We start from the raw sequence: 21408 nt of genomic DNA on the forward strand, positions 1-21408 counted from the left end.
GGGGAGGCCCCGCCCGCAAGTCGCCTCGACAACGGGCGAAGGCCCGCTTGGTTCAGGAGGTTTCGGGATGGGGGCGAACGGGCGGTGGACGGCCCGCTGGGGGCTGGCCGTGCTCATTGGATCGGTCTGGCTGGCGGCCGCGCCGGCCCGCGCCGAGGTCCGGTTCGGGCCGGGCGTCCGGATCGGCGGCCACGATTTCTCCGGGCGCCGCGCCGGCAGCGTCCATATCGAACGGGTGAAGCGCCTGCGCGGGCCGCTCGGCTGCCGCCACGTTCGCCACGGCTTCTACCGGCGCGGCGACGGCACCGTGGTGCACGGCCCGATGGAGGAATGCAATCTGATCGCGGTTCCACCGGGGCGGCGGTGATCGCGCGAGGCGATCGTCTAGGACGCGGTAAGGTCAAACAGCATCGCGATCTCGGCCATCGGCTTGAACAGACGGCGGGGCTGATCGGGCAGCCGAAGGAAGTCATGGCCCTCGTAGAACGCGACCGCGGCTTCATCCTTCGCATCGACCACGACTGCCAGGGAGGCCGTCTCGCTCCTGAGGCAGCGCCGCAGCGCGTCCAGCAGCAGAAGCGTACCGAACCCCCGGCCGCGCCGTGACGCATCGACCGCCAGCCGGCCGAGCAACGTGGCCGGCAGGATCGGATAGCGCGGCAGTTTCTTGACGAAGGCCGGCGGCAATTCTGCGGCCCGGATCGAGGTGTTGGCGAGGGTGTAGAACCCCAGGATGGCGGGCTCCGGAGGCTCCAGCAGGACATACGGGGCGGCCACGCGGCGCCGCGCATCCTGCCCGGCCTGCGAGCGGAGATAGCGATCGAGAGCGTCGACGCCGCACGCAAAGCGGGATCGATCGTGCCGCCCGGCATCGAAGATCTCGATGGCCGGCCCAGCGCCGATGGTCACGTCTCCGAGCCACCCATCAGCGTTCGGTAAGTTGCCACGCGATCCCGCATCCGCTCGCTGGGTTCGCGCGGCGCGAGGAGCGCCTCCACGAAGGCGCGGGAATCCCGGACGCTGAGCTGGATCACCTCGTGCTCCGCGATGGCACGCTTGGCGGCATCCTGGACGCTCGTCAGGACGAAGTCGGTGATGCTGCGTCCTTCGAGCGCTGCGGCATGCGCGACGAGAGCTTTCTGCTCCGCCGTCACGCGGGCCTCCAAGCGATCGGCGCGTCGCCGGTTCTTCGGGATGTCGTCAGATCGTCGCGCGTTGCGCATCGCCACCTCCGTCCGACCCGGAATGTACGGCCCGTGGCCGGCAATTTCGAGGGAAAACCGCCGCGCGTCGTGGAGCGGTGGAGATCTCGATGGCGGGGACAGGGTCTGGCGTTCTCGCGGCGCTCGGTTACATGCAGCGGGTATTAGACCTGCTTGCTCCCGGTGGAGGACGATTTGGCGATTACCCGCGACGACGTGCTGCGCGCGCTCCAATCCGTCACCGTCGACGCCGCCGGCACCACCCTGCCCGGCTCCGGGCGACTGTCCCAGGTCGTGGTCGATCCGAGCAACCGGGTGATGTTCTCGATCCTGGTCGATCCGAGCGAGGCCGAGCGGTTCGAGCCGGTGCGGCGGCAGGCGGAGGGGCGCGTGCTGCAGATGCCCGGCGTCTCGGGGGTGTTCGCCAGCCTGACCTCGGAGCGCGGCCCCGGCATGCCCGCCCAGAGCGACGCCGCGCCCCGTCCGGTGACCCCGCCGCCGGTCGCGCCGCCGCGGCCCGGCGCACCGCCGAACCAGGGGCCGCAGATCGCCGGCGTGCGCCACATCGTGGCGGTCGCCTCCGGCAAGGGCGGCGTCGGCAAGTCCACCACCGCCTGCAACCTCGCGCTGGCCTTGCAGGCCCAGGGGCTGAAGGTCGGCCTGCTCGATGCCGACATCTACGGGCCCTCCGTGCCGAAGCTGTTCGGCCTGTCCGGCAAGCCGACCGTGGTCGACAACAAGGCCATGGAGCCGATGGTCGGCTATGGGCTGAAGGTCATGTCCATCGGCTTCCTGATCGAGCCGGAGACGGCGATGATCTGGCGCGGCCCGATGGTGCAATCGGCCATCACCCAGATGCTGCGCGACGTGCTCTGGGGCGAGCTCGACGTGCTGATCGTCGACATGCCGCCCGGCACCGGCGACGCCCAGCTCACCATGGCCCAGGCGACGCCGCTCTCGGGCGCCGTCATCGTCTCGACGCCGCAGGATCTCGCGCTGATCGACGCCCGCCGGGGCGTGACCATGTTCAAGAAGGTCGCGGTCCCGATCCTCGGCGTGATCGAGAACATGGCGACCTTCATCTGCCCGAATTGCGGCCACGCCTCGAACATCTTCGGGCATGGCGGCGCTCGCATCGAGGCGCAGCGCCTCGGCGTGCCGTTCCTCGGCGAGGTGCCCCTCGACATGACCATCCGGGAGACCTCGGATTCCGGCCGCCCGGTGGTGGCAACCGATCCGGACGGGCCGCACGCCAAGGTCTACCGCGACATCGCCGCGTCCCTGTGGGCGAACCTCACCGGCGCCCCGGCCGGCCGCACCGCGCCGCGGATCGTCATCGAGTGACGTTTTCGTGGTCGACCGCCCACACATCCTAGGCCTGATCCTCGCCGGAGGCCTCGGCCGGCGCATGGGCGGCCTCGACAAGCCGCTGCTGCGGCTGGGCGGGCGGACGCTGCTGGACCGCGTGGTCGAGCGGCTCGGGCCGCAATGCGGGGCGGGGCTCGCGCTCAGCGTCAACGGCGATCCAGCACGGTTCGCCGGGTTTCCGGGGTCGGTGCTGCCCGACACGGTGCCGGGCCAACTCGGACCGCTCGCCGGCCTTCTCGCGGGGCTGGAGCATGCTGCTGCCCATCATCCGGGTGTGACCCACGTCCTGAGCGTGCCCGGGGACGCCCCGTTCCTGCCGGGCGATCTCGCCGCGCGGCTCGGATCGGCCCTGGAGGGCTCCCCGATCGCGCTCGCCGCCTCGGGCGGGCGCGAGCACTACACCGTGGCGTTCTGGCCGGTGGAACTGCGGGGGGATCTGCGCCGCTCCCTGGTGGAGCGGGACGAGCGGCGGGTCGGCGCGTTCATCGCGCGCCATGGTGCCACTGTCGTGGAATGGCTGGTGGAGCGAGTCGATCCGTTCCTGAACGTCAACACGCCGGAGGATCTGGCCGCGGCCGCGGAACTCGACCTCAAGCCAAGACCTGTAGGCCGTGCTTCTGGACTACCGCTAAAAGCTTGAGCGCCGTGCCACTGGGTTTCTTGGCGCCGGTTTCCCACTTCTCCACGTTGCGCTCACTGGTGTTGAGATAGCGGGCGAAGACTGGCCGGCTGACGTTGAGGTTTTCGCGCAGCTGCTTGATCTGGGCGGGCTTGATCGTTGGCGGCACGGCGAGGCAGATCTCGTCGAAGGCGCGCATCGTTTCCGCATCCGTCACGCCGACCTCGTGGAAGGCCATGGCGGTCGCGTGGATTGATTCGAAGGCGTCGCTCTTAAAGGCCCGCTTCCCGGTCATCGCAGATCTCCATGATGTGGCCCGCCGCAATGAGCCGAGCGATGTCGGCATCCGTCGTCCTGCCGAGGTCCTTGGCGAGCAAGCGAAATGCCTTCAGCTCGTTGTCCTCTATGTTGGCGCGATCCTTTTTCGCGAACAGGTACTGATAGAGCCAGTAATGGCCGATTTTGGCCAGAATGACGCTCCGGTGCATGTTCTTGTTCAGGCGCTTCTTGAAGACACCGCCGCCGAGATCGTCAGCTTGACCCTGCTCGACCTCCCGGATCGCCGCGCACAAGTCCCGGTCGGTAAGATGAGCTTTTCGCGCCGCTTTGGCGAACCAAGCGGTCTTAAAGGTTCGCGGGCGTCTGTGAGATTCGGACACGGGCGAAGCGTAGCGTTCCGTGTCAATGCTGAAAAGCTTAGGCTCGGCAGCGCAGTCGACCCGTCACGATCGGCCGCCCGTGCTCGCACCTGTCGCGAACACGGGCGGTCAACATTCGAACTAGGCGGCTTCGCTCACGCTGGCCTTGACGATCTTGTCCGGCGAGCGCGGCGGCTCGCCCTTGTTGAGCGTGTCGACCACATCCATGCCTTCCACGACCTTGCCCCAGACGGTGTATTGCTTGTCGAGGAAGCGGGCGTCGTCGAAGCAGATGAAGAACTGCGAGTTCGCCGAGTGCGGGAAGTTGGTGCGGGCCATCGAGCAGGTGCCGCGCACGTGGGGCTCGGCGTTGAACTCGGCCTTCAGGTCCGGCAGCTCGGAGCCGCCCGAGCCGGTGCCGGTCGGGTCACCGGTCTGGGCCATGAAGTTCTCGATCACCCGGTGGAACGGCACGCCGTCGTAGAAGCCCTGGGCTGCCAGCGTCTTGATCCGCTCGACATGGCCCGGGGCGAGGTCGGGGCGCAGCGCGATCACGACGCGGCCCTTGGTGGTCTCGAGGGTGAGAGTGTCGGTGTCGGCCATGGTGTGGTCCTTCCTGTTGGGGGGAATGTAGCGGCGCTCCCCGGATCCGGCGAGCGCGGCGAAACGGTCAGGCCGGCGGGCGGTAGATCAGGCGCAGGGCCACCGGCCGCCCGGCGATCGCCCGGCCGAGGCCCGGGGTGATCCGCGCCGGGGTGCAGCCGGCGAGCGCCTCGAGGGTCGCCCGCACGAGGGTGCGGCGCTGGTCCTGCGCGAACCCCGCCGCGTAGGTGATGCGCGGGGTGCCGATCAGGCTGCCGTCGCGCCGGAGCGACAGCCGCGCGGTGATCTCAACCTCGTCGGACCCGGCCGCGGGCCGGCCGAGACCGGCGGGCGGCTGCCAGCAGGCCGCTAGCACCGGGTAGAGCTCGGCCAGGGTGTCGGCAGCCCCGGCCGGGGGCTGCGCCAGCGGCACCGCGACGGTGCCCCGCAGGGTCTGCGGCAGGCTCAGGCGATAGCCGCCGCCGGCCTGGTCGGCGTAGCCGCCATAGGCATAGCCGCCATCATAGGCACGCGCCGCCGCCGGAGCGAGGGCGAGCGCGCCGAGGACGGCGAGCCGACGCCACATCGGCGCGCGCTACTTCGCCTTCTCGGCGAGCGTCATGCGGACGATCTTGTCCGGGTCCTGCACGGCCCCGCCCGGTGCGCCGGGGGCGGCCTTCTTGATCTTGTCGAGCACGTCGAGCCCGTCGGTGACGTTGCCGACGACGGTGTACTGCTTGTTCAGGAACGGCGCGTCGCCGAGGCAGATGAAGAACTGCGAGTTGGCCGAGTTCGGATCCGACGAGCGGGCCATGCCGACGGTGCCGCGGCGGAACTCGGCGGTCTGGGAGAACTCCGCCGGGATGTTCGGCAGGCTCGAGCCGCCGGTGCCGTTGCCCTTCGGGTCGCCGGTCTGGGCCATGAAGCCGTCGATCACCCGGTGGAACTTCAGGCCGTCGTAGAAGCCCTGAGAGACCAGCGTCTTGATCTGCTTGACGTGCTTCGGGGCGAGGTCGGGCCGCAGCGCGATGGTGATGCGCCCGTCCTTGGTCTCGAGATAGACCGTGTTGGCGTCGGCGGCCCGGGCGGCCGGGACGGAGCCGAACGTGAGGGCGAGCGCGAGGAGGGCGTGGCGGCGATTCATCGGGTTCCTTCCAGAGAGGTCAGAGGATCAGGCGGTGGCGGCGAAGCGCTGCCGGAGGCGGGCCGCGACGGCGGCGGGCACGAAGGGCGAGACGTCCCCGCCCATGCCGGCGATCTGGCGCACCAGCGTCGCGGTGATCGGGCGCGCCTGCGTCGAGGCGGGCAGGAACACGGTCTGCACCTCGGGCGCCATGGCACCGTTCATGCCGGCGAGCTGCATCTCGTAATCGAGATCCGTGCCGTCGCGCAGGCCGCGGATGAAGATCGAGGCGCCGCAGCGCCGGGCCGCCGAGACCGCGAGGTCCGCGAACGTCGCGATCTCCAGCGTCGCGCCCTCGGCCGCGGCCACCGGCCCGCAGGTCTCGGTGAGCAGGGCGGCGCGCTCCTCGGCGGAGAAGAGCGGCGCCTTGCCGGGATGGACGCCGATGGCGATCACGAGGCGGTCCACCAGCCGGCAGGCCTGGCGGACCACGTCGAGATGGCCGTTCGTGACCGGATCGAACGAGCCGGCGTAGAGGGCGGTGCGGGTCATCGAGGCCCGACCTAGAGCATTTTTGCGCCGGACGGAACCTCGCGGTGCGCGGGCCGGAGCCTCACGCCTCCTCGGCGCCGCCCTCCGGACCGGCTTCGGCGACGCCCTCGCCGTTCTCCTCGTCCTCGCCCTCGATGTGCTCCACCGACACGACCTTCTCGTCCTTGGCGGTGTTGAACACGGTCACGCCCTGCGAGGCGCGGCCGACGATGCGGATGTCGTCCACCGGCACCCGGATCAGCTGGCCGCGGTCGGTGACCAGCATGATCTGGTCCGTGGCCTCGACCGGGAAGGAGCCCACGAGGTTGCCGTTGCGGTCGTTGACCCGCATGGCCGTGATGCCCTTACCGCCGCGGCCCGAGGTCCGGTACTCGAAGGACGAGGAGCGCTTGCCGTAGCCCCGCTCGGACAGGGTGAGCACGTATTGCTCGGCCGCGCCCATCTCGGCGTAGCGCTCCGGCGAGATCGCGGCGGCCTCGGTGCCGTCCTCGGCCTCTACCTCGGCGCCCTCCTCCGCCTCGCCGGTGACGGCGCGGCGCATCTTCAGGTAGCCCGTCCGCTCCTCGGCGCTGGCGTCGAAGGCGTTCAGGATGGTCATCGAGATCACCCGGTCGTCCGGGGCGAGCAGGATGCCGCGCACGCCGGTGGAATCCCGGCCCTTGAACACGCGCACATCCTCCACCGGGAAGCGGATGCACTGGCCCTTGGCCGTGGTGAGCAGCACGTTCTGGTCCGGCCGGCAGATCTCGACATGGACGATGTGATCGCCCGGATCGAGCTTCATGGCGATCTTGCCGTTGCGGTTCACCTGGACGAAGTCCGACAGCTTGTTGCGCCGGACGTTGCCGCTGGCGGTGGCGAACATCACGTCGAGCGTCTCCCAGGACGCCTCGTCCTCGGGCAGCGGCATGATCGTGGTGATGCGCTCGGAGGTGTCCTGCAGCTGCAGGATGTTCACCAGCGCCTTGCCGCGGGCGTTCGGGGCGGCCATCGGCAGCCGCCAGACCTTCTCCTTGTAGGCCTGGCCCTGGCTGGAGAAGAACAGCACCGGCGTGTGGGTGTTGGCCACGAACAGGCGGGTGACGAAATCTTCGTCGCGGGTGGCCATGCCCGAACGGCCCTTCCCGCCCCGGCGCTGGGCCCGGTAGGTCGAGAGCGGCACGCGCTTGACGTAGCCAGCATGGGACACGGTCACGACCATGTCCTCGCGGGCGATCAGGTCCTCGTCGTCGACGCTCGAATCGTAATCGACGATCTCGGTCCGGCGCGGGGTGGCGAATTGCTGCCGCACCTCGATCAGCTCGTCCTTGACGATCGCCTGGATGCGGGCGCGGGAGCGCAGGATGTCGAGATAGTCGGCGATCTCGTCGGCCAGCGTCTTCAGCTCGTCCCCGACCTCGTCGCGGCCCAGGGCGGTGAGGCGCTGCAGGCGCAGGTCGAGGATGGCGCGGGCCTGGGTCTCGGACAGGCGGTAGGTGCCGTCCTCGGCGACCCGGTGGCGCGGGTCGTCCACCAGTGCGATCAGCGGCGCGATGTCGTGGGCCGGCCAGTCGCGGTTCATCAGGGCCTCGCGGGCCGAGTTCGGGTCCGGCGAGGTCCGGATCAGGCGGATCACCTCGTCGATATTGGCGACCGCGATCGCCAGGCCGCACAAGACGTGGGCGCGCTCGCGGGCCTTGCCGAGCAGGAACTTGGTGCGCCGGGAGACGACCTCCTCGCGGAAGTCCACGAAGGCCTGGAGCAGGTCCTTCAGGTTCATCAGCTCCGGCCGGCCGCCGTTGAGGGCGACCATGTTGCAGCCGAAGGAGGATTGCAGCGGCGTGAACCGGTAGAGCTGGTTCAGCACCACCTCGGCCATCGCGTCGCGCCGGATCTCGACCACGATGCGCATGCCGCTGCGGTCGGATTCGTCGCGCAGGTCCGAGATGCCCTCGACCCGCTTCTCCTTCACGAGCTCGGCGATCTTCTCGACCAGCGTCGCCTTGTTCACCTGATACGGGATCTCGGTGAAGATCAGCGCCTCGCGCTCCTTGCGCAGCTCCTCGACATGCGACTTGGCGCGCATGATCACCGAGCCGCGGCCGGTGGCGTAGGCCTGCCGGGTGCCGGCCCGGCCGAGGATCATGCCGCCGGTGGGGAAGTCCGGCCCGGGGACGATCTCGGTGAGCTGCTCGATGGTCAGACCCGGATCGTCGATCAGCGCCACGCAGGCGTCGATCAGCTCGCCGAGATTGTGCGGCGGGATGTTGGTCGCCATGCCGACCGCGATGCCGCCGGCGCCGTTGACCAGGAGGTTCGGGAACCGGGCCGGGAGGACGGTGGGCTCCTCCCGCGATTCGTCGTAGTTCGGCTGGAAGTCGACGGTGTTCTTGTCGATGTCCGAGAGCAGCGCCGTGGCGGGCTTGGCCAAGCGCGATTCGGTGTAGCGCATGGCCGCCGGCGGATCGCCGTCGACCGAGCCGAAATTGCCCTGCCCGTCGATGAGCATCAGGCGCATGGAGAAGTCCTGCGCCATCCGCACCAAGGCGTCGTAGATCGATTGGTCGCCGTGCGGGTGGTAGAGACCGATCACGTCGCCGACGATGCGCGCCGACTTGACGTATTTCCGCTCCGGCAGGTGCCCGGATTCGAAGGCGGAATACAGGATGCGGCGGTGGACCGGCTTCAGGCCGTCGCGCGCGTCGGGAAGCGCGCGGCTCACGATCACGCTCATGGCGTAATCGAGGTAGGAGCGGCGCATCTCGTCGGTGATGGAGACGGGGCGAATGTCGCTGGCGGGCGGGGCGGTGCCCGTCGGATCGGTCTCGGCCAAGGAATTACCCGTAATCAGGCCCGGAGGGGCGGTGCTGGCGACCGTCCCGGTGGCGCGCGGAGCGCCCGGACGGCCTTGCGGAACAGCAGTGATATCAGGTGGTTAAATAAGCTTTTCCGCGCCCGCGCACAAGGCTGCGCCCCGGACCGATCCGGCCGGGGCGCAGGTTGCATCCGTCAGTAGAAAGTCGGGTGCCGGGGGGCGAAATGCCGGCGGTAAACGACGGGCCGGCGGTGCCAATGATGACGGTGCCAATGGTGCCGCCGATGCCAGTGATGGCGCCGGTGATGCCAGTGACGCCGCCAGTGATGGCGCCGGTGCCAGTGGCGCCGGTGATGCCAGCGCGCGAGCTGCACCGTGGGGCCGGGCGCAGCCGCCTCGGCGGCGGCCGGGACCGGCAGGGGCGCCGCTCCCGCGGGGGCGTTGGCGAAGCCCCCGATCAGCGCGGCGAGCAGGACCAGGATAGGCCAGGGTCGCATCGTCTCTCTCCCGTGTGAGCACCCGGAGGCCGTCCGCCGATCCGGGCCGGCGCGATCCGCGCCATCGGCAGGAACCGCCAAGGTCGGCAAACGGTTCGATCCGCTGCGACTGCGCAGACCGCCATGAGCGCCGGGACCTCCTGTCCCGGTTCCCTTGCGCGCGGCGCCGGAACGCCCAATTCGGGCGGCAGCACTCACGCTTCCCGCTCCGTCCAAGAGACTCCATGCCGTTCGCGCTTCCCGACGCCCTCCGGGCCTTCCTGCCGCGCCGCTTCCGCGACCGCCGCCCGCGGGTCGCCGTGGTCCGGCTCTCCGGCACGATCGGGGCGGTCTCGCCGATCCGCCCGGGGCTCTCGATCGGCGGGGTCGCGGGCAGCCTGGAACGGGCCTTCACGATGCCCGGGATCAAGGCGGTGGCGATCGTGATCAACTCGCCGGGCGGCTCGCCGGCACAGTCGCACCTGATCCACCGGCGCATCCGGGCCTTGGCCGAGGAGAAGGCACTGCCGGTCGTGGCCTTCGTGGAGGATGTCGCGGCGTCGGGCGGCTACATGATCGCCTGCGCGGCCGACGAGATCGTCGCCGACCCGACCTCGATCGTCGGCTCGATCGGGGTGGTCTCGGCCGGGTTCGGCTTCCACGGCCTGCTGGAGAAGATCGGCGTCGAGCGCCGGGTCCACACCCAGGGCGAGGCGAAGTCGATGCTCGACCCGTTCCGCCCTGAGGATCCGGCCGACGTGGAGCGCCTGAAGCGCCTTCAGGCCGACATCCAGGACCTGTTCACCGGGCTCGTGACGGCGCGGCGCCCGACATTGTCGACCTCCGAGAACCTGTTCACCGGCGCGGTCTGGACCGGCCGCCAGGCGCTCGCCCTCGGGCTGGTCGACGCGCTCGGCGACGTGCGCGCCACGATGCGCGCTCGCTTCGGCGACACGGTCGACCTGCGGCTGGTCGCCGAGGCCCGGGGCGGGATCCTCTCCCGCCTGCTGCGCCGGGGCGGGGCGCCGGGCGGGATCGCCGAGGACGCCCTGGCGGCGCTGGAGGAGCGCGCCGCCTTCGCGCGGTTCGGGCTCTAAAACGCCGAGCCCGAACCGGAGCCTGGCCCGGCCTAGGCGGCGACCTGCGCGAGGAAGCGCTCGATCTCGCTCTCCAGCTCGGCCGCCACCGAATCCACGGTCTGGGCCGCGCCGGTGACGGTGGCCGCCATCCGGGCGGAGCGCCTTGCGGCGCCGGCCACCGTGGTCAGGCCACCGGCGATCGCCTCCGTGGCCCCCGCCGTGTCGGCGACGTTGCGCGAGATCTCGGCCGTGGCCGCGCTCTGGGCCGAGACCGCGGAGGCGATGCCGCCCGTGGTCTCGGTGACCGCCCGCATCCGCTCGCCCATCCGGCCGATCGCCGCCACGGTCGCCTCGGTGGAGGATTGGACCCCGGCGATCTGGTTGCCGATCTCCTCCGTCGCCTTGGCCGTCTGCGAGGCCAGGGCCTTCACTTCGGACGCCACCACCGCGAAGCCCTTGCCGGCCTCGCCGGCGCGCGCCGCCTCGATCGTGGCGTTGAGCGCGAGCAGGTTGGTCTGGCCGGCGATCTGGCGGATCAGCCCGACCACGTCGCCGATCCGGCTCGCGGCATCCGCGAGGTCCGTGATCTCGGTGTTCATCGTCTCGGCCTCCACGGCCGCGGTGGTGACCAGCCGCTCGGCCTGGTCGAGCTGCATGCCGATCTCGCCGATCGACGCGGAGAGTTCCTCGGCCGCGCTCGCCACCGTCTGGACGCTCGCCGAGGTCTCGTGCGAGCCCCGCTCGGTCTCGGCCACGGCGATTTCGGCCTCCGCGGAGGTGGCCACCATCTCGTCGGCGCGCGCCCGCATCTCGCCGGTGCTCGCGGTGAGCGAGCCCTTCAGCACGACGACCTGCTTGCGGAACGCCTCGATGACGCGGTCGAGATTCGCCCGGCGCCGGGCCTCGTCCGCCGCGCCCGCGCTCTGGAGACCTTCGAGTTCCCGGGTCCGCAGGCCGGCGCTGCGCAGCACTTCGAGGGACCGGGCCACCGCGCCGATCTCGTCACCGCGCCCGGTATGGGGGATCGGGGTCTCCAGATCGTCCGCCGCCAGCGCCTCGATCCGCGACGAGATGGCGGCGAAGGGCCGGAACAGGCGCGCCGCCACTAGGCCGACCAGGGCGCAGGCGAGCACCGCGATGACCAGCGCGGCCACGCTGAGGCTCGTCATCGTCTGCGCGTAGGCGTCGAAATACATCTCGATCGGGAGCCCGATGAACAGGATGCCGTTGACGGTGCCGGCCGCGTCCAGGGTCGGCTGATAGACGGTGTAGTAGCGGCGCCCGAACAGCACCGCCGGGCCCTCGTAGGTCCGGCCCGCGCGCACCGCGGCCTGGGCCGGGCTGTCCGCGGCGAGCAGGGTGCCGACGGCGCGGGCACCGTCCTGGCCGCGCACGGTCGTCTGCCGCCGCAGGAAGGTGCCGGTGGCCGGCTCGTAGCTGAACACCGTGGCGACACCGCCGGAATAGGCCACCGCGTCGTCGACCACGGACGCGTCCGCGAAGCCCGCGAGGCTCGGCGCCACCACCTTGGCGATCCGCGCCTCCGTCACGTCGGCCGTCGTTCCGGGAAGCCGCGCGGCCAGGACGAGCGCCAGCGTGCGCAGGTTGCGCTCGCCGTTGCTGCGCTGCTCCGCCTCCATCTGCGACCAGGTCTGCCGCGAGACGGTGATCCAGATCGCCCCCGCCGTGAGCGTCACCACAACCATGGCGAGCAGGATCACCTTCGTGGACAGGGTCATCGCCTGTAGCGAAAGAGGACGTCGGGTCATGGACTGGTATCCGCGCTTGAACTACGCGCGGACACTGTGACTTAGGGTTGAATCAATCGTTAAGGTCCCTATTAGAAGCAAAAGACCTAGCCGCTAGGTTCAACTCTGGCCTGCACGCCGTGCAGAGACCCGCGCCAGGGCGGCCAGATCCTTCTCGCCGTCCCCGTGGCTGATCGCCTCGATCAGCCCGTCGCGCAGGACGCTGGCGAAGGGCATCGGCACGCCCGCGCCTTCCGCGGCCTGGAGGGCGAGGCGCACGTCCTTGGCGCCGAGCTTGAGGCCGAAGCCCGGCGGCTCGTAGCGGTTCTGGGCGATCGAGGCGCCGTAGCCCTTGTAGACCGGCGAGGCGAACAGCGTGTTGGTCATCAGGTCGAGGAAGTCGGCGCCCGCGACCCCGTGGCCCTCGGTCAGCGCGCAGGCCTCGCCCATGGCCTCGATCGCCGAGATCAGCATGAAGTTGCCGGCGAGCTTGACCGCGTTGGCCCGCGACGGCTCCTCGCCGAACGGCCAGGTCTTGGCCCCCATCGCGTCGAGCAGCGGCGCGGCGCGGTCGATCAGGGTTCCGGCACCAGCGGCCACGATGTTGAGCTTGCCGGCCTCGGCCACGTCCGGCCGGCCGAAGACCGGCGCGGAGATGTAGGGAACGCCGGCCCGCTCATGGATCGCCGTGAGCTGCCGGGCGAGCGCCACCGAGATCGTGCTCATGCCGATATGCAGGCCGGGGCGCTCGGGCTGGTCGAGCAGCCCGCCCGACACGATCACCGCCTCGAGCGCCGCGTCGTCGGCCAGCATGGTGATGACCGCCTCGCCCGCGAACGCCTCGGCGGCGCTCGCCACCGGGGTCACCCCGTCGAGGCCCTGCGCGCCCTCGGGCGAGCGGTTCCAGGCCCGGACCCGATGGCCCGCCCGCGCGAGGCTCGCGGCCATGCCGCGGCCCATCCGCCCCAAACCGATGAATCCGACGTCCATGCCGTGCTCCTCGTCGCGCCCTGCCGTCCGACCAACCCGGATCGGGCGGGGATGGCGCACCGGGATTTGCCCCGATCGCCGGCCGTGGCAAGCTCGATCCATGCCGCGCAACCGCATCACGGATATTCCTGGCCTGCGGGTCGGTCACGCCAGCGACCTCACGGTCGCCAGCGGGGTCACCGCGATCCTGTTCGACGCGCCCGTGGTGGCGTCGGTCGACGTGCGCGGCGGCGGCCCGGGCACCCGCGAGACCGACCTGCTCGATCCCGAGCGCACGGTGGAGCGGATCGACGCGCTGGTGCTCTCGGGCGGCTCTGTCTTCGGGCTCGACGCGGGTGCGGGGGTGACCGCGTGGCTCGCCGAGGCCGGTCGGGGCTTTCCGGTCGGCCCGATGCGGGTGCCGATCGTGCCGGGCGCGATCCTGTTCGACCTGCTCAACGGCGGCGACAAGGATTGGGGCCGCTACCCGCCCTATCGCGAGCTGGGCTTCCTGGCGGCGGCGGCCGCGTCGGACGATTTCGCCCTCGGCTCCGTGGGGGCCGGCACGGGCGCGCGCACCGGGCGCCTGAAGGGCGGGATCGGCTCGGCCTCGGCGACGGTGCCGGGCACCAGTTTCTCGGTTGGCGGGCTGGCTGCGGTCAACGCCTTCGGCAGCGCCACGATCGGCGACGGGCCGCATTTCTGGGCCGCGCCGTTCGAGGTAGACGACGAGTTCGGCGGGCTGGGCTCCCCGGCCCGGGTGCCGGCGGACGCCCTCGCCTTCCCGGCCCGGACGCTGCCCGGCGCGGCGACGACGCTCGCGGTGGTCGCCACCGACGCCGCACTCACCAAGGCCCAGTGCCGGCGCCTCGCGGTGGCCGCGCAGGACGGCCTCGCCCGCGCCCTGGTGCCGGCCCATACGCCCCTCGACGGCGACCTCGTCTTCGCGGTGGCCACCGGCACCGTGCCGCTGGCCGACCCGGTGGCCGATCTCGCCCGCCTGGGCGACGCCGCCGCGCGGGTGCTGGCGCGGAGCGTGGCGCGGGGCGTCTATTGCGCGACGACCCTGCCGGGCCACGCTGTCGCGGCGCCTCTGTCGGTCATGGGCTTGCCGCCGGCTTGGTGCGACGTGTTCCGAGAGTCTTAGATTTCGAGACCGACCACGAAGCGCGTGATCGCGGGTGTCTTCAATTCGGCGCTAGGAAAAACCATTTGTCCTGCGCGAATCTGATAACCTTGCCCTCGAATTGATCGTAGAATTCCGGTGTCGTAAAAAACACAATCTCATGCCCGGAAAGTATCTGAATACCGTGTTCGATTTTGTGTCGTTCTGAAACTCTATAAAAGCTCACGACGACGTGACTCCAAGATCTGCCGTCGTTCAGTATAGTTCTTCCCCAGCCGATCACGAGAACATCGGCTTTATCGGCGAATTTGCTGTCCCAGAACTGCCGTATGCGCTCGATTTCCTCCCACGCTTCCGAGGAAATCGTGAAATTGATTGGGAGATACGGTTCTGTTTGCATGGCCCGCTGGCCTTTAGAATTGTCGTTCAGCAGCATTCCATGATTCACGACAACTATGTATTTTCTATTATGTAAATATTCATCATGACAATAATTTTTTGAAATCGTAGTACTTCCAAGATAATGCCATCAAATTATTGTCGAGATGTTTGTGTGCATATCTGATTTGGTAGACATACGCCAGAACGGCGGCTATCATTTCGGTGCTATACCCCATGATGTCTTGTTTGACACAATGATGACTCTACGGAACTACGTTTCACTGGACAAGACTCAACTCGGTGGCATCGCTCTCGCGGCCTTTGAGCAATTCAAGTCCGATTATACGGATTGGCCAGCCATGGTTGCTGGTGTGTCTCGTATGGGGGATCTTGCCGAAGACGGTGAAATCATCGTTGCGGAGGACGCAGGACGAATTGTCGGCGGCGTTGTTTATGTTGGACCCCACAAGCCCAAGGCATCGTACTTCGATCCATCTTGGCCGATCATAAGAATGCTCGTCGTAGCACCCGAAGCCCAAGGGCGGGGCCTCGGCCGGCAACTGACCCAGGCCTGCATCGATCGTGCCTCACGCGATCGGTCGCCGATCATCGCGCTTCATACGTCGCCGATCATGGCCGTGGCACTACCGATGTATCTCCGCATGGGGTTCATCAAGCACAGCGACGCGCCCGATATCCATGGCGTACCCTACAGCATCTACACCAGAGCAGTCGGCTAGACATTTTCGTCAGGCTGTAGAGGATAGGAACGCACGAAGCATAAAAGCCCGTTGGACCGGTCTTTCCCACCCCCGCCCTCATCCTGAGGCGACGAAGCGAAGCGGAGGCCTCGAAGGAGCCCTCCAGCCGGCCGCGCGATCCCTGGAGGGCTCCTTCGAGGCTGCTACGCAGCACCTCAGGATGAGGGGAACGATTGGGATATTTGTTGGTCGGAACCGTCACGCGGCTGAGATCAGGCAGTCAAACAGGCTGAAAGAGAACTATCCGATCTCGTTTCTTGTGACGAGATGTTCCGTTGAGTTGTGATTTTTGCTTGAATGCCGATGCGTCTATCTGTGAGCGTTCATGTGCTCCGATAGCCCGACCTATATTTCCTGCCTGGCATCCTCGATCAGCTGCGCCAGCCCGGCATCGACCTCCTCGGCGAGCATCTTGCGCTCGGCATCCGTGAGGTCCTTGGCCCAGGTGGTGCCGCCAAAGCCTTCCGCGCAGCGCGCCCGCTCGGAGGCGATGTAGGCTTCGGTCTCGGCGGGCCGCGTCTTCATCGCGTGGACGAGGCCGAACCAGGCCGCCCGCTCCACCACCGCCAGCCGCGCCCGCAGGCGGATCGCCGCCGCCTTGTTCGGATCAATCCCGTCGTCGCTCATGGCTTATCTCCCACATCGTTCTCGGCGAGCCGCTGGATCAGGCCCTGGAGCCGGCCCGGGACCGGCTCGGCGGTCGAGCGGGCGTAGAGCACGCGCAGCTGCCGGCCGATCTCGGCGAGGCTCATGGAGCCCTTGGCGATCACCCGGTCGGCCTGGGCCCCGAGGCTCGCCTTCTCGGCGCTGGTGATCTCCTTGGCGGTGAGCACCACCACCGGCACGTCGCCGTCCGGCCGGGCGCGCAGCGCCCGCAGGAAGCTGAACCCGTCCATCTCGGGCATCATCAGGTCGAGCAGGATCAGGCTCGGGCGCGTCTGGCTGACCCGCTCCAGGGCAATCCGGCCATTCTCGGCCTCGTCCACGGTCCAACCCTCGCGGCCGAGCGACCGGCGCAACCGCTCCCGGGCATCCGGGTCGTCGTCGACCACGAGGACGCGCGCCTCCCCCGGTCCTTCCGGGCGGTAGCGCTCCATCATGCCCTTCAGCCGGTCCCAATCGATCGGCTTGACGAAGTAGTCGGTGGCGCCGAGCGCCTGGCCGAGCCCCTGCTCGGCCACCACCGAGGTCATGATCACCGGCGTGCCCGCGAGATCCGGATCGCTGCGCACGGCGTGCAGCACCGCCCAGCCGTCCATGCGCGGCATCTCGACATCGAGCAGGATCGCCCGCGGCCGCAGCGCCCGGGCGAGGGTCAGCCCGGCGCGGCCGTCATTGGCGGTGCGGACGTGAAAGCCCTCGCGCTCGAGGAAGCGCTGGAGCAGCTCCCGGGCGGCCGGGTCGTCGTCCACCAGCAGGACCGTCTCGTGCTGCTCGTGCGGCTCGACCGCCGCGGCTGCGATCTCGGCCACCTCCGGCGGCTCGTCCTCGGGCTTGAGGGTCGCGGGCAGGCGGATCGTGAAGGTCGCGCCCTGCCCTTCCGTGCTGGCGACGGCGATGTCGCCGCCCATGGTCTGGCAGAAGGCCCGGGTGATGGCGAGGCCGAGGCCGGTGCCGCCGAACTGGCGGGTGGTCGAGTCGTCGGCCTGGACGAAGCGCTCGAACAGGCGCCCGATCTGCTCCTCGCTCAGCCCGATGCCGGTGTCGCTCACCGCGAAGGACAGCCAGTCCGCCCCGTCCTCCTGATGGCGGCGCACCGCCAGGGTGATGGTGCCGTTCTCGGTGAACTTGGCGGCGTTGCCGATCAGGTTGACCAGGCACTGGCGGATCTTGGTCTGGTCCTGATGGATGGAGCCCAGCGCGTCGGCATCCGCATCGACCACGAAGCGGTTGCCCTTCTTCTCCACCAGCGACCCGGTGGAATCGCCGACATCCTGGATCAGGTCCGCGACCGGGAAGGTCTCGGCCGATGCGGTCATGCGCCCGGCCTCGATCTTGGAGATGTCGAGCACGTCGTTGATCAGCGACAGCAGGTGCCGGGCCGCCGCCTCGATCTTGCGCAGGTCCGGCAGGAGGGCGGCCTGGCCGATATCCTCCAGCTCCTCGCCGAGCATCTCGGAATAGCCGATCACCGCCGAGAGCGGGGTGCGCAACTCGTGGCTCATATTGGCGATGAACTGGCTTTTGGCCCGGTTGGCGGCCTCCGCGGCCTGGCGGGCCCGCTCGACCGCCTCCTCGGCCTCCTTGCGCTCGGTGACGTCGACGCAGGTGCCGACCCATTCGCGCAAGGTGCCGTCCTCGGCGAGCACCGGCACGCCGCGCACCTCCATGGCGCGCCAGACGCCGTCATGGCGGCGCAGGCGGTACTCGACCTCGTAGGGCTTGCGCTCCTCGACGCAGGCCGCCCAGGCATCGGCCGCGTGGGCCCGGTCGTCGGGATGGACCGCGTCGACCCAGCCCCAGCCCTGGTAGGCCTCCTCGTTCTGGCCGGTATAGGTGCTCCAGCGGACCTGCGGCGGCATCAGCTCGCCCACCGCGTTGGTGTTCCAGATCACCGCCGCGGAGGCGTCCACCAGCGCCCGGAAGCGCTGCTCGGAATCGCGCAGGCGGTCCTCGACGGCGCGGCGGCGGGAGATGTCGGTGTTGGTGCCGTACCAGCGCAGGATGTTGCCCGCCGCGTCCCGGTGCGGCAGCGCCTTGGACAGGAACCAGCGATAGATCCCGTCCCGGCCCCGCAGCGGGAACGTGTCCTCCCAGGATCGGCCGAGCATGATCGCCGCCCGGAAGCGCTCGGTCACGGCCTCGACATGGTCGGGATGGTGGACGGCGCGCCAGCCCCAGCCGCGCATCTCCTCCAGGGTGCTGCCCGTGTAGTCGTACCAGCGCTGGTTGTACCAGACGATGGTCCCGTCGGCCTCGGCGATCCAGGCGAGCTGCGGCAGCGTCTCGGCGAGATTCCTGTAATCGGCATCGGTGACGACGCCTCGGCCGCCCTCGGATTCGCTCATCGGCCCGCCGGTATCCCGTCATCGCCCCGCGGGGCGCATGGAATGCCTTATACACGCATCGGATCGGGATCCGACCGGATCTCGGGCACGGGATCGGCGGGGCGCCGGCCGCGGAGGGCGTCGACGCTGTAGAGGGCGAGCGCCACCCAGATCAGGGCGAACATCGCCGCCCGGGGCGGCTCCACATGCTCGCCGTAGGCCAGGACGCTGAGGCACAGCAGGCAGGTCGGGGCGACGTATTGCAGCAGGCCGAGGGTCGTCAGCCGCAGGCGCACCGCCGCGGCGGCGAACCAGATCAGCGGCAGCGCCGTGGTGAGCCCGGTGAGCATCAGCAGCGCGAGGTTCTTCGGCTCGGCCGGCAGGAACGGCTCGGGCGAGAGGATCAGCCACGCGACCGCCGCCGGCAGGAGCAGCAGCGTCTCGGTCAGGAACCCGACCAGGGCATCGACCCCGACGATCTTTCGGACCAGCCCGTAGAGGGCGAAGCTCACCGCCAGGGAGAGCGACAGGATCGGCAATTCGCCGGCCCAGACCACCGCCACGGCGACGCCCGCGGCCGCGATCCCCACCGCCACCGCCTGCAGGGGCCGCAGCCGCTCGCCGAGCACGATGCGCCCGAAGGCAACGCTGACCAGCGGGTTGATGTAATAGCCGAGGCTCGCGTCGAGCAGGTGCCCGCGGTCGATCGCGTAGAGGTACAGCAGCCAGTTGATCCCGATCATCACGGCCGAGACCGCCAGCAGGGCGTGGCGCGGGCGCAGGGGCAACGGCAGATGGAGCCGCTTGCGCGCGGCGAGCGCCAGGGCCAGCGCCCCCGCGAACAGGCTCGACCAGACGATCCGCTCGGCCAGGATGTGGTTCGGGCTGAAGGCCCCGAGCATCCGGAAATGCACCGGGACCAGGAGGCCCCAGCTCAGATAGGCGGCGAGCGCGTAGACGAGGCCCACGTCAGTCTTCCCGGTCGACCCGCCATGCGACCCGAGCGGGCGGACGGCCCCGGGGCTTTACGCCCGACCGGCCGCGCGCGACAGGGGGGACGGCGCAAGTCTGCCCTCCCCGGCCGCTGCGCGGCCCGCGTCTGGCTCAGGCGGCCCGGATCGTCGACAGGAACCGGTCGACCTCGCCGCTGAGGTGTTCGGACTGGCGCGACAGCTCCGAGGCGGCGCCCAGAACCTGGTCCGCCGCCCGGCCGGTTTCCGCCGCCGCCGAGGCCACGCCGGCGATGTTGCTGGTCACCTCGCCGGTGCCCTGCGCCGCCTGCCCGACATTGCGCACGATCTCCTGCGTGGCCGCCCCCTGCTCCTCGACCGCGGCCGCGATCGAGGTCGCCACCGACTCGATCTCCTTGATGCGCGCGGTGATGCCCGCGATCACAGCCACGGCCGCGCCGGTGGATTTCTGGATCTGGCCGATCTGGCCGGCCACATCCTCGGTCGCCCGGGCGGTCTGGTTGGCGAGTTCCTTGACCTCGGACGCGACCACGGCGAAGCCGCGACCGGCCTCTCCGGCCCGGGCCGCCTCGATGGTGGCGTTCAGCGCCAGCAGGTTGGTCTGGGCGGCGATGTCGGTGATCAGCCGGACCACGTCGCCGACCTTGGCGGCGGCACCGCTCAACTCCTGGACCAGGGTCGCGGTCTGGTCGGCTTCGGCCACGGCGCCCTGGGCGAGCTTGGCCGAGCCGTCGACCTGCCGGCCGATCTCCTGGACCGACGAGCCGAGCTCCTCGGCCGCGCTCGCCACCGTGTTCACGTTCGAGGCGGCCTCCTCGGCCGCGGCCGCCACGGTGGTGGATTGGCTGGCGGTCTGGGTCGCGGTGGCGGTCATCGACTGGGCGGTCGCCTGCAGCTCGGTGGCCGCGGACGAGACCAGGCCGATGATCCGGCCGACCGTGCCCTGGAAGCCGTCGGCCAGTTCCAGCATGGCCTTGCGGCGCGCCTCCGCGGCGGCCTCGTCGGCGACGCGGCGGATCTCGGCCTGCTCGGCGGCCTTCTGGGCGACCAGCGCCTTGATGCCTTCCACCGCGCGGCCGATCAGGCCGATCTCGTCGCCGCGCCGGGCCTCGGGGATCTCGGCATCGATCTCCCCGTTCGCCATGCGCCGCAGCACGGCGGTCAGCCGGGTGATCGGGCGCGTGACGCCGTAGACCACGACCAGCATGCCACCGATCATGCCCAGGGCGATGCCGAGGAGCGAGATGGTCAACAGCACGGTGCGCGTCCCGGCGGTGTCGGCGGTCAGCTCGTCGGACCGCTTCTGCAGCGAGACATCCATGTCGTCCACGAGCGTGCGGGCGGACTCGGTCGTCTCCGACTGGACGCCGTCCGCGATCCGGCGCGCCAGCGACAGGGCCTCGTCGGCCTTGCCCTTGTCGGCCAGGTCGCGCAGATCGCGGAGGGCCCGGTTATAGGCGTCGAAATGCCCGGCGATCTGCTCGATGCGGTCCCGGAACGCGGGCGCTTCCCGGCGAGCGCCATCGATCAACTTCGCAGCCTCGGCGGCCAGGGTGTCGAGGCTGCGGGCGACGCGGCTTCCGTCCGCGGTGCCGGCTTCGGATGCGGTGCGCAGGGCGGCGTAGCCGAGCTGCGCCACGACGCGGTTCAGGCGCGCGACCTTGACGACCGCCTTCGATTCCTTGTCAAGCAAAAGTGAGTATGACGCGTCGATCGCGACAATCTTCTGCGACGTGTACCAGGCACATCCGAAGAAAATTGCGCTCATGAGAGCAATAACTGCGAAAAGCTTCGACGGAATACTTAACTTCGACATCAGTTGCATGACGGCCCCACTCGGCACGATACCCTTCGAGCCAAAGTGACCTATGTTGATTTCTGCTGCCGGCGGCAAGTAATATTATCGAACGATCAAGCCGGCGGCAGGATTGCCGAAGGACCGGTTTCGATCTTTATCAATAAAACTTCATCTCGAGCATTTATTTCGCCGCCTTGCATGGCGCGTAATTGAAGCAGAAACATTATTTTAATG

Annotated in this window: 23 protein-coding genes; 6 read left to right on the forward strand and 17 right to left on the reverse strand. The window is 69.4% G+C overall.

Annotated features, from left to right (window positions below; translation table 11 throughout):
* Positions 1-67: 67 nt before the first annotated feature.
* Positions 68-367, forward strand: a complete 300-nt coding sequence (locus WYO_RS12570; protein WP_007562871.1) for a hypothetical protein — start codon at positions 68-70, stop codon at positions 365-367.
* A gap of 17 nt (positions 368-384) precedes the next feature.
* Here WYO_RS12570 and WYO_RS12575 read toward each other — a convergent pair whose 3' ends face one another.
* Both WYO_RS12575 and WYO_RS12580 read right to left on the reverse strand, forming a co-directional pair.
* Positions 385-909, reverse strand: a complete 525-nt coding sequence (locus WYO_RS12575; protein WP_007562873.1) for a GNAT family N-acetyltransferase — start codon at positions 907-909, stop codon at positions 385-387.
* Complete coding sequence (locus WYO_RS12580) at positions 906-1223, reverse strand: DUF1778 domain-containing protein (protein ID WP_007562875.1); 318 nt, start codon at positions 1221-1223, stop codon at positions 906-908. The genes WYO_RS12575 and WYO_RS12580 overlap by 4 nt, the downstream gene beginning before the upstream one ends.
* A 174-nt stretch (positions 1224-1397) precedes the next feature.
* On the opposite strand from WYO_RS12580, the gene apbC reads away from it, so the two are divergent.
* A complete protein-coding gene (apbC, locus tag WYO_RS12585; RefSeq protein WP_007562877.1) occupies positions 1398-2546 on the forward strand; it encodes an iron-sulfur cluster carrier protein ApbC in 1149 nt (382 codons plus the stop codon).
* Positions 2547-2553: 7 nt separating this feature from the next.
* Positions 2554-3210: a molybdenum cofactor guanylyltransferase MobA gene (gene mobA / locus WYO_RS12590; protein WP_007562879.1), complete on the forward strand. Its 657-nt coding sequence runs from the start codon at positions 2554-2556 to the stop codon at positions 3208-3210.
* Here the strand turns inward: mobA and WYO_RS12595 are convergent.
* The 8 genes from WYO_RS12595 to WYO_RS29880 form a co-directional block, all read right to left on the reverse strand.
* A complete protein-coding gene (locus WYO_RS12595; protein WP_007562881.1) occupies positions 3161-3484 on the reverse strand; it encodes a DNA-binding transcriptional regulator in 324 nt (107 codons plus the stop codon). The two genes, mobA and WYO_RS12595, sit on opposite strands and share 50 nt — an antisense overlap.
* Positions 3462-3848, reverse strand: coding sequence for a type II toxin-antitoxin system RelE/ParE family toxin (locus tag WYO_RS12600; RefSeq protein WP_007562883.1), 387 nt, complete (start codon positions 3846-3848; stop codon positions 3462-3464). Before WYO_RS12600 ends, WYO_RS12595 begins: the two co-directional genes overlap by 23 nt.
* 120 nt (positions 3849-3968) lie before the next feature.
* A complete protein-coding gene (locus WYO_RS12605; protein WP_007562886.1) occupies positions 3969-4430 on the reverse strand; it encodes a peptidylprolyl isomerase in 462 nt (153 codons plus the stop codon).
* Positions 4431-4497: 67 nt separating this feature from the next.
* Positions 4498-4995 carry a hypothetical protein gene (locus tag WYO_RS29015; protein ID WP_007562888.1) on the reverse strand — a complete coding sequence of 166 codons (498 nt, stop codon included), beginning with the start codon at positions 4993-4995 and terminating at the stop codon, positions 4498-4500.
* 9 nt (positions 4996-5004) lie between these two features.
* A complete protein-coding gene (locus tag WYO_RS12615; RefSeq protein ID WP_007562890.1) occupies positions 5005-5553 on the reverse strand; it encodes a peptidylprolyl isomerase in 549 nt (182 codons plus the stop codon).
* 27 nt (positions 5554-5580) lie between these two features.
* Positions 5581-6084: a pantetheine-phosphate adenylyltransferase gene (gene coaD, locus WYO_RS12620; protein ID WP_007562892.1), complete on the reverse strand. Its 504-nt coding sequence runs from the start codon at positions 6082-6084 to the stop codon at positions 5581-5583.
* 61 nt (positions 6085-6145) lie between these two features.
* On the reverse strand, positions 6146-8896 hold the full coding sequence (gene gyrA / locus WYO_RS12625) for a DNA gyrase subunit A (RefSeq protein ID WP_007562895.1): 2751 nt from the start codon (positions 8894-8896) through the stop codon (positions 6146-6148).
* A 176-nt stretch (positions 8897-9072) separates the two neighbouring features.
* Positions 9073-9375 (reverse strand): hypothetical protein, encoded by a 303-nt coding sequence (locus WYO_RS29880; RefSeq protein WP_007562897.1) that lies wholly within the window; start codon positions 9373-9375, stop codon positions 9073-9075.
* A 224-nt stretch (positions 9376-9599) separates the two neighbouring features.
* Between WYO_RS29880 and WYO_RS12630 the strand changes: the two genes are divergently transcribed.
* Positions 9600-10451 carry a S49 family peptidase gene (locus tag WYO_RS12630; RefSeq protein ID WP_007562899.1) on the forward strand — a complete coding sequence of 284 codons (852 nt, stop codon included), beginning with the start codon at positions 9600-9602 and terminating at the stop codon, positions 10449-10451.
* Positions 10452-10483: 32 nt separating this feature from the next.
* On the opposite strand, the gene WYO_RS12635 is transcribed toward WYO_RS12630, so the two are convergent.
* Positions 10484-12202: a methyl-accepting chemotaxis protein gene (locus WYO_RS12635; RefSeq protein ID WP_007562901.1), complete on the reverse strand. Its 1719-nt coding sequence runs from the start codon at positions 12200-12202 to the stop codon at positions 10484-10486.
* Between the two features lie 99 nt (positions 12203-12301).
* On the reverse strand, positions 12302-13171 hold the full coding sequence (locus WYO_RS12640; protein WP_007562903.1) for an NAD(P)-dependent oxidoreductase: 870 nt from the start codon (positions 13169-13171) through the stop codon (positions 12302-12304).
* A 100-nt stretch (positions 13172-13271) separates the two neighbouring features.
* On the opposite strand from WYO_RS12640, the gene WYO_RS12645 reads away from it, so the two are divergent.
* Positions 13272-14297, forward strand: coding sequence for a P1 family peptidase (locus WYO_RS12645; RefSeq protein WP_007562904.1), 1026 nt, complete (start codon positions 13272-13274; stop codon positions 14295-14297).
* Positions 14298-14337: 40 nt separating this feature from the next.
* Here the strand turns inward: WYO_RS12645 and WYO_RS30875 are convergent, their stop codons facing one another.
* A complete protein-coding gene (locus WYO_RS30875) occupies positions 14338-14712 on the reverse strand; it encodes a hypothetical protein (RefSeq protein ID WP_007562907.1) in 375 nt (124 codons plus the stop codon).
* Between the two features lie 115 nt (positions 14713-14827).
* On the opposite strand from WYO_RS30875, the gene WYO_RS12650 reads away from it, so the two are divergent.
* Positions 14828-15397, forward strand: a complete 570-nt coding sequence (locus WYO_RS12650) for a GNAT family N-acetyltransferase (protein ID WP_244424159.1) — start codon at positions 14828-14830, stop codon at positions 15395-15397.
* A gap of 366 nt (positions 15398-15763) precedes the next feature.
* On the opposite strand, the gene WYO_RS12655 is transcribed toward WYO_RS12650, so the two are convergent.
* The 4 genes from WYO_RS12655 to WYO_RS12670 all read right to left on the reverse strand — a co-directional run bounded on the left by WYO_RS12655 (position 15764) and on the right by WYO_RS12670 (position 21144).
* Positions 15764-16045, reverse strand: coding sequence for a hypothetical protein (locus WYO_RS12655; RefSeq protein ID WP_007562909.1), 282 nt, complete (start codon positions 16043-16045; stop codon positions 15764-15766).
* Positions 16042-18426: a PAS domain-containing hybrid sensor histidine kinase/response regulator gene (locus WYO_RS12660; protein WP_007562910.1), complete on the reverse strand. Its 2385-nt coding sequence runs from the start codon at positions 18424-18426 to the stop codon at positions 16042-16044. The genes WYO_RS12655 and WYO_RS12660 overlap by 4 nt, the downstream gene beginning before the upstream one ends.
* Before the next feature lie 47 nt (positions 18427-18473).
* Positions 18474-19373 (reverse strand): EamA family transporter RarD, encoded by a 900-nt coding sequence (rarD, locus tag WYO_RS12665; protein WP_007562912.1) that lies wholly within the window; start codon positions 19371-19373, stop codon positions 18474-18476.
* Between the two features lie 136 nt (positions 19374-19509).
* The gene (locus tag WYO_RS12670; protein ID WP_244424161.1) at positions 19510-21144 is read right to left on the reverse strand and encodes a HAMP domain-containing methyl-accepting chemotaxis protein; all 1635 of its coding nucleotides are present in this window, start codon (positions 21142-21144) and stop codon (positions 19510-19512) included.
* Positions 21145-21408: the final 264 nt, after the last annotated feature.

The sequence above is a fragment of the Methylobacterium sp. GXF4 genome (genome assembly GCF_000272495.1).
Lineage (GTDB): Bacteria > Pseudomonadota > Alphaproteobacteria > Rhizobiales > Beijerinckiaceae > Methylobacterium > Methylobacterium brachiatum.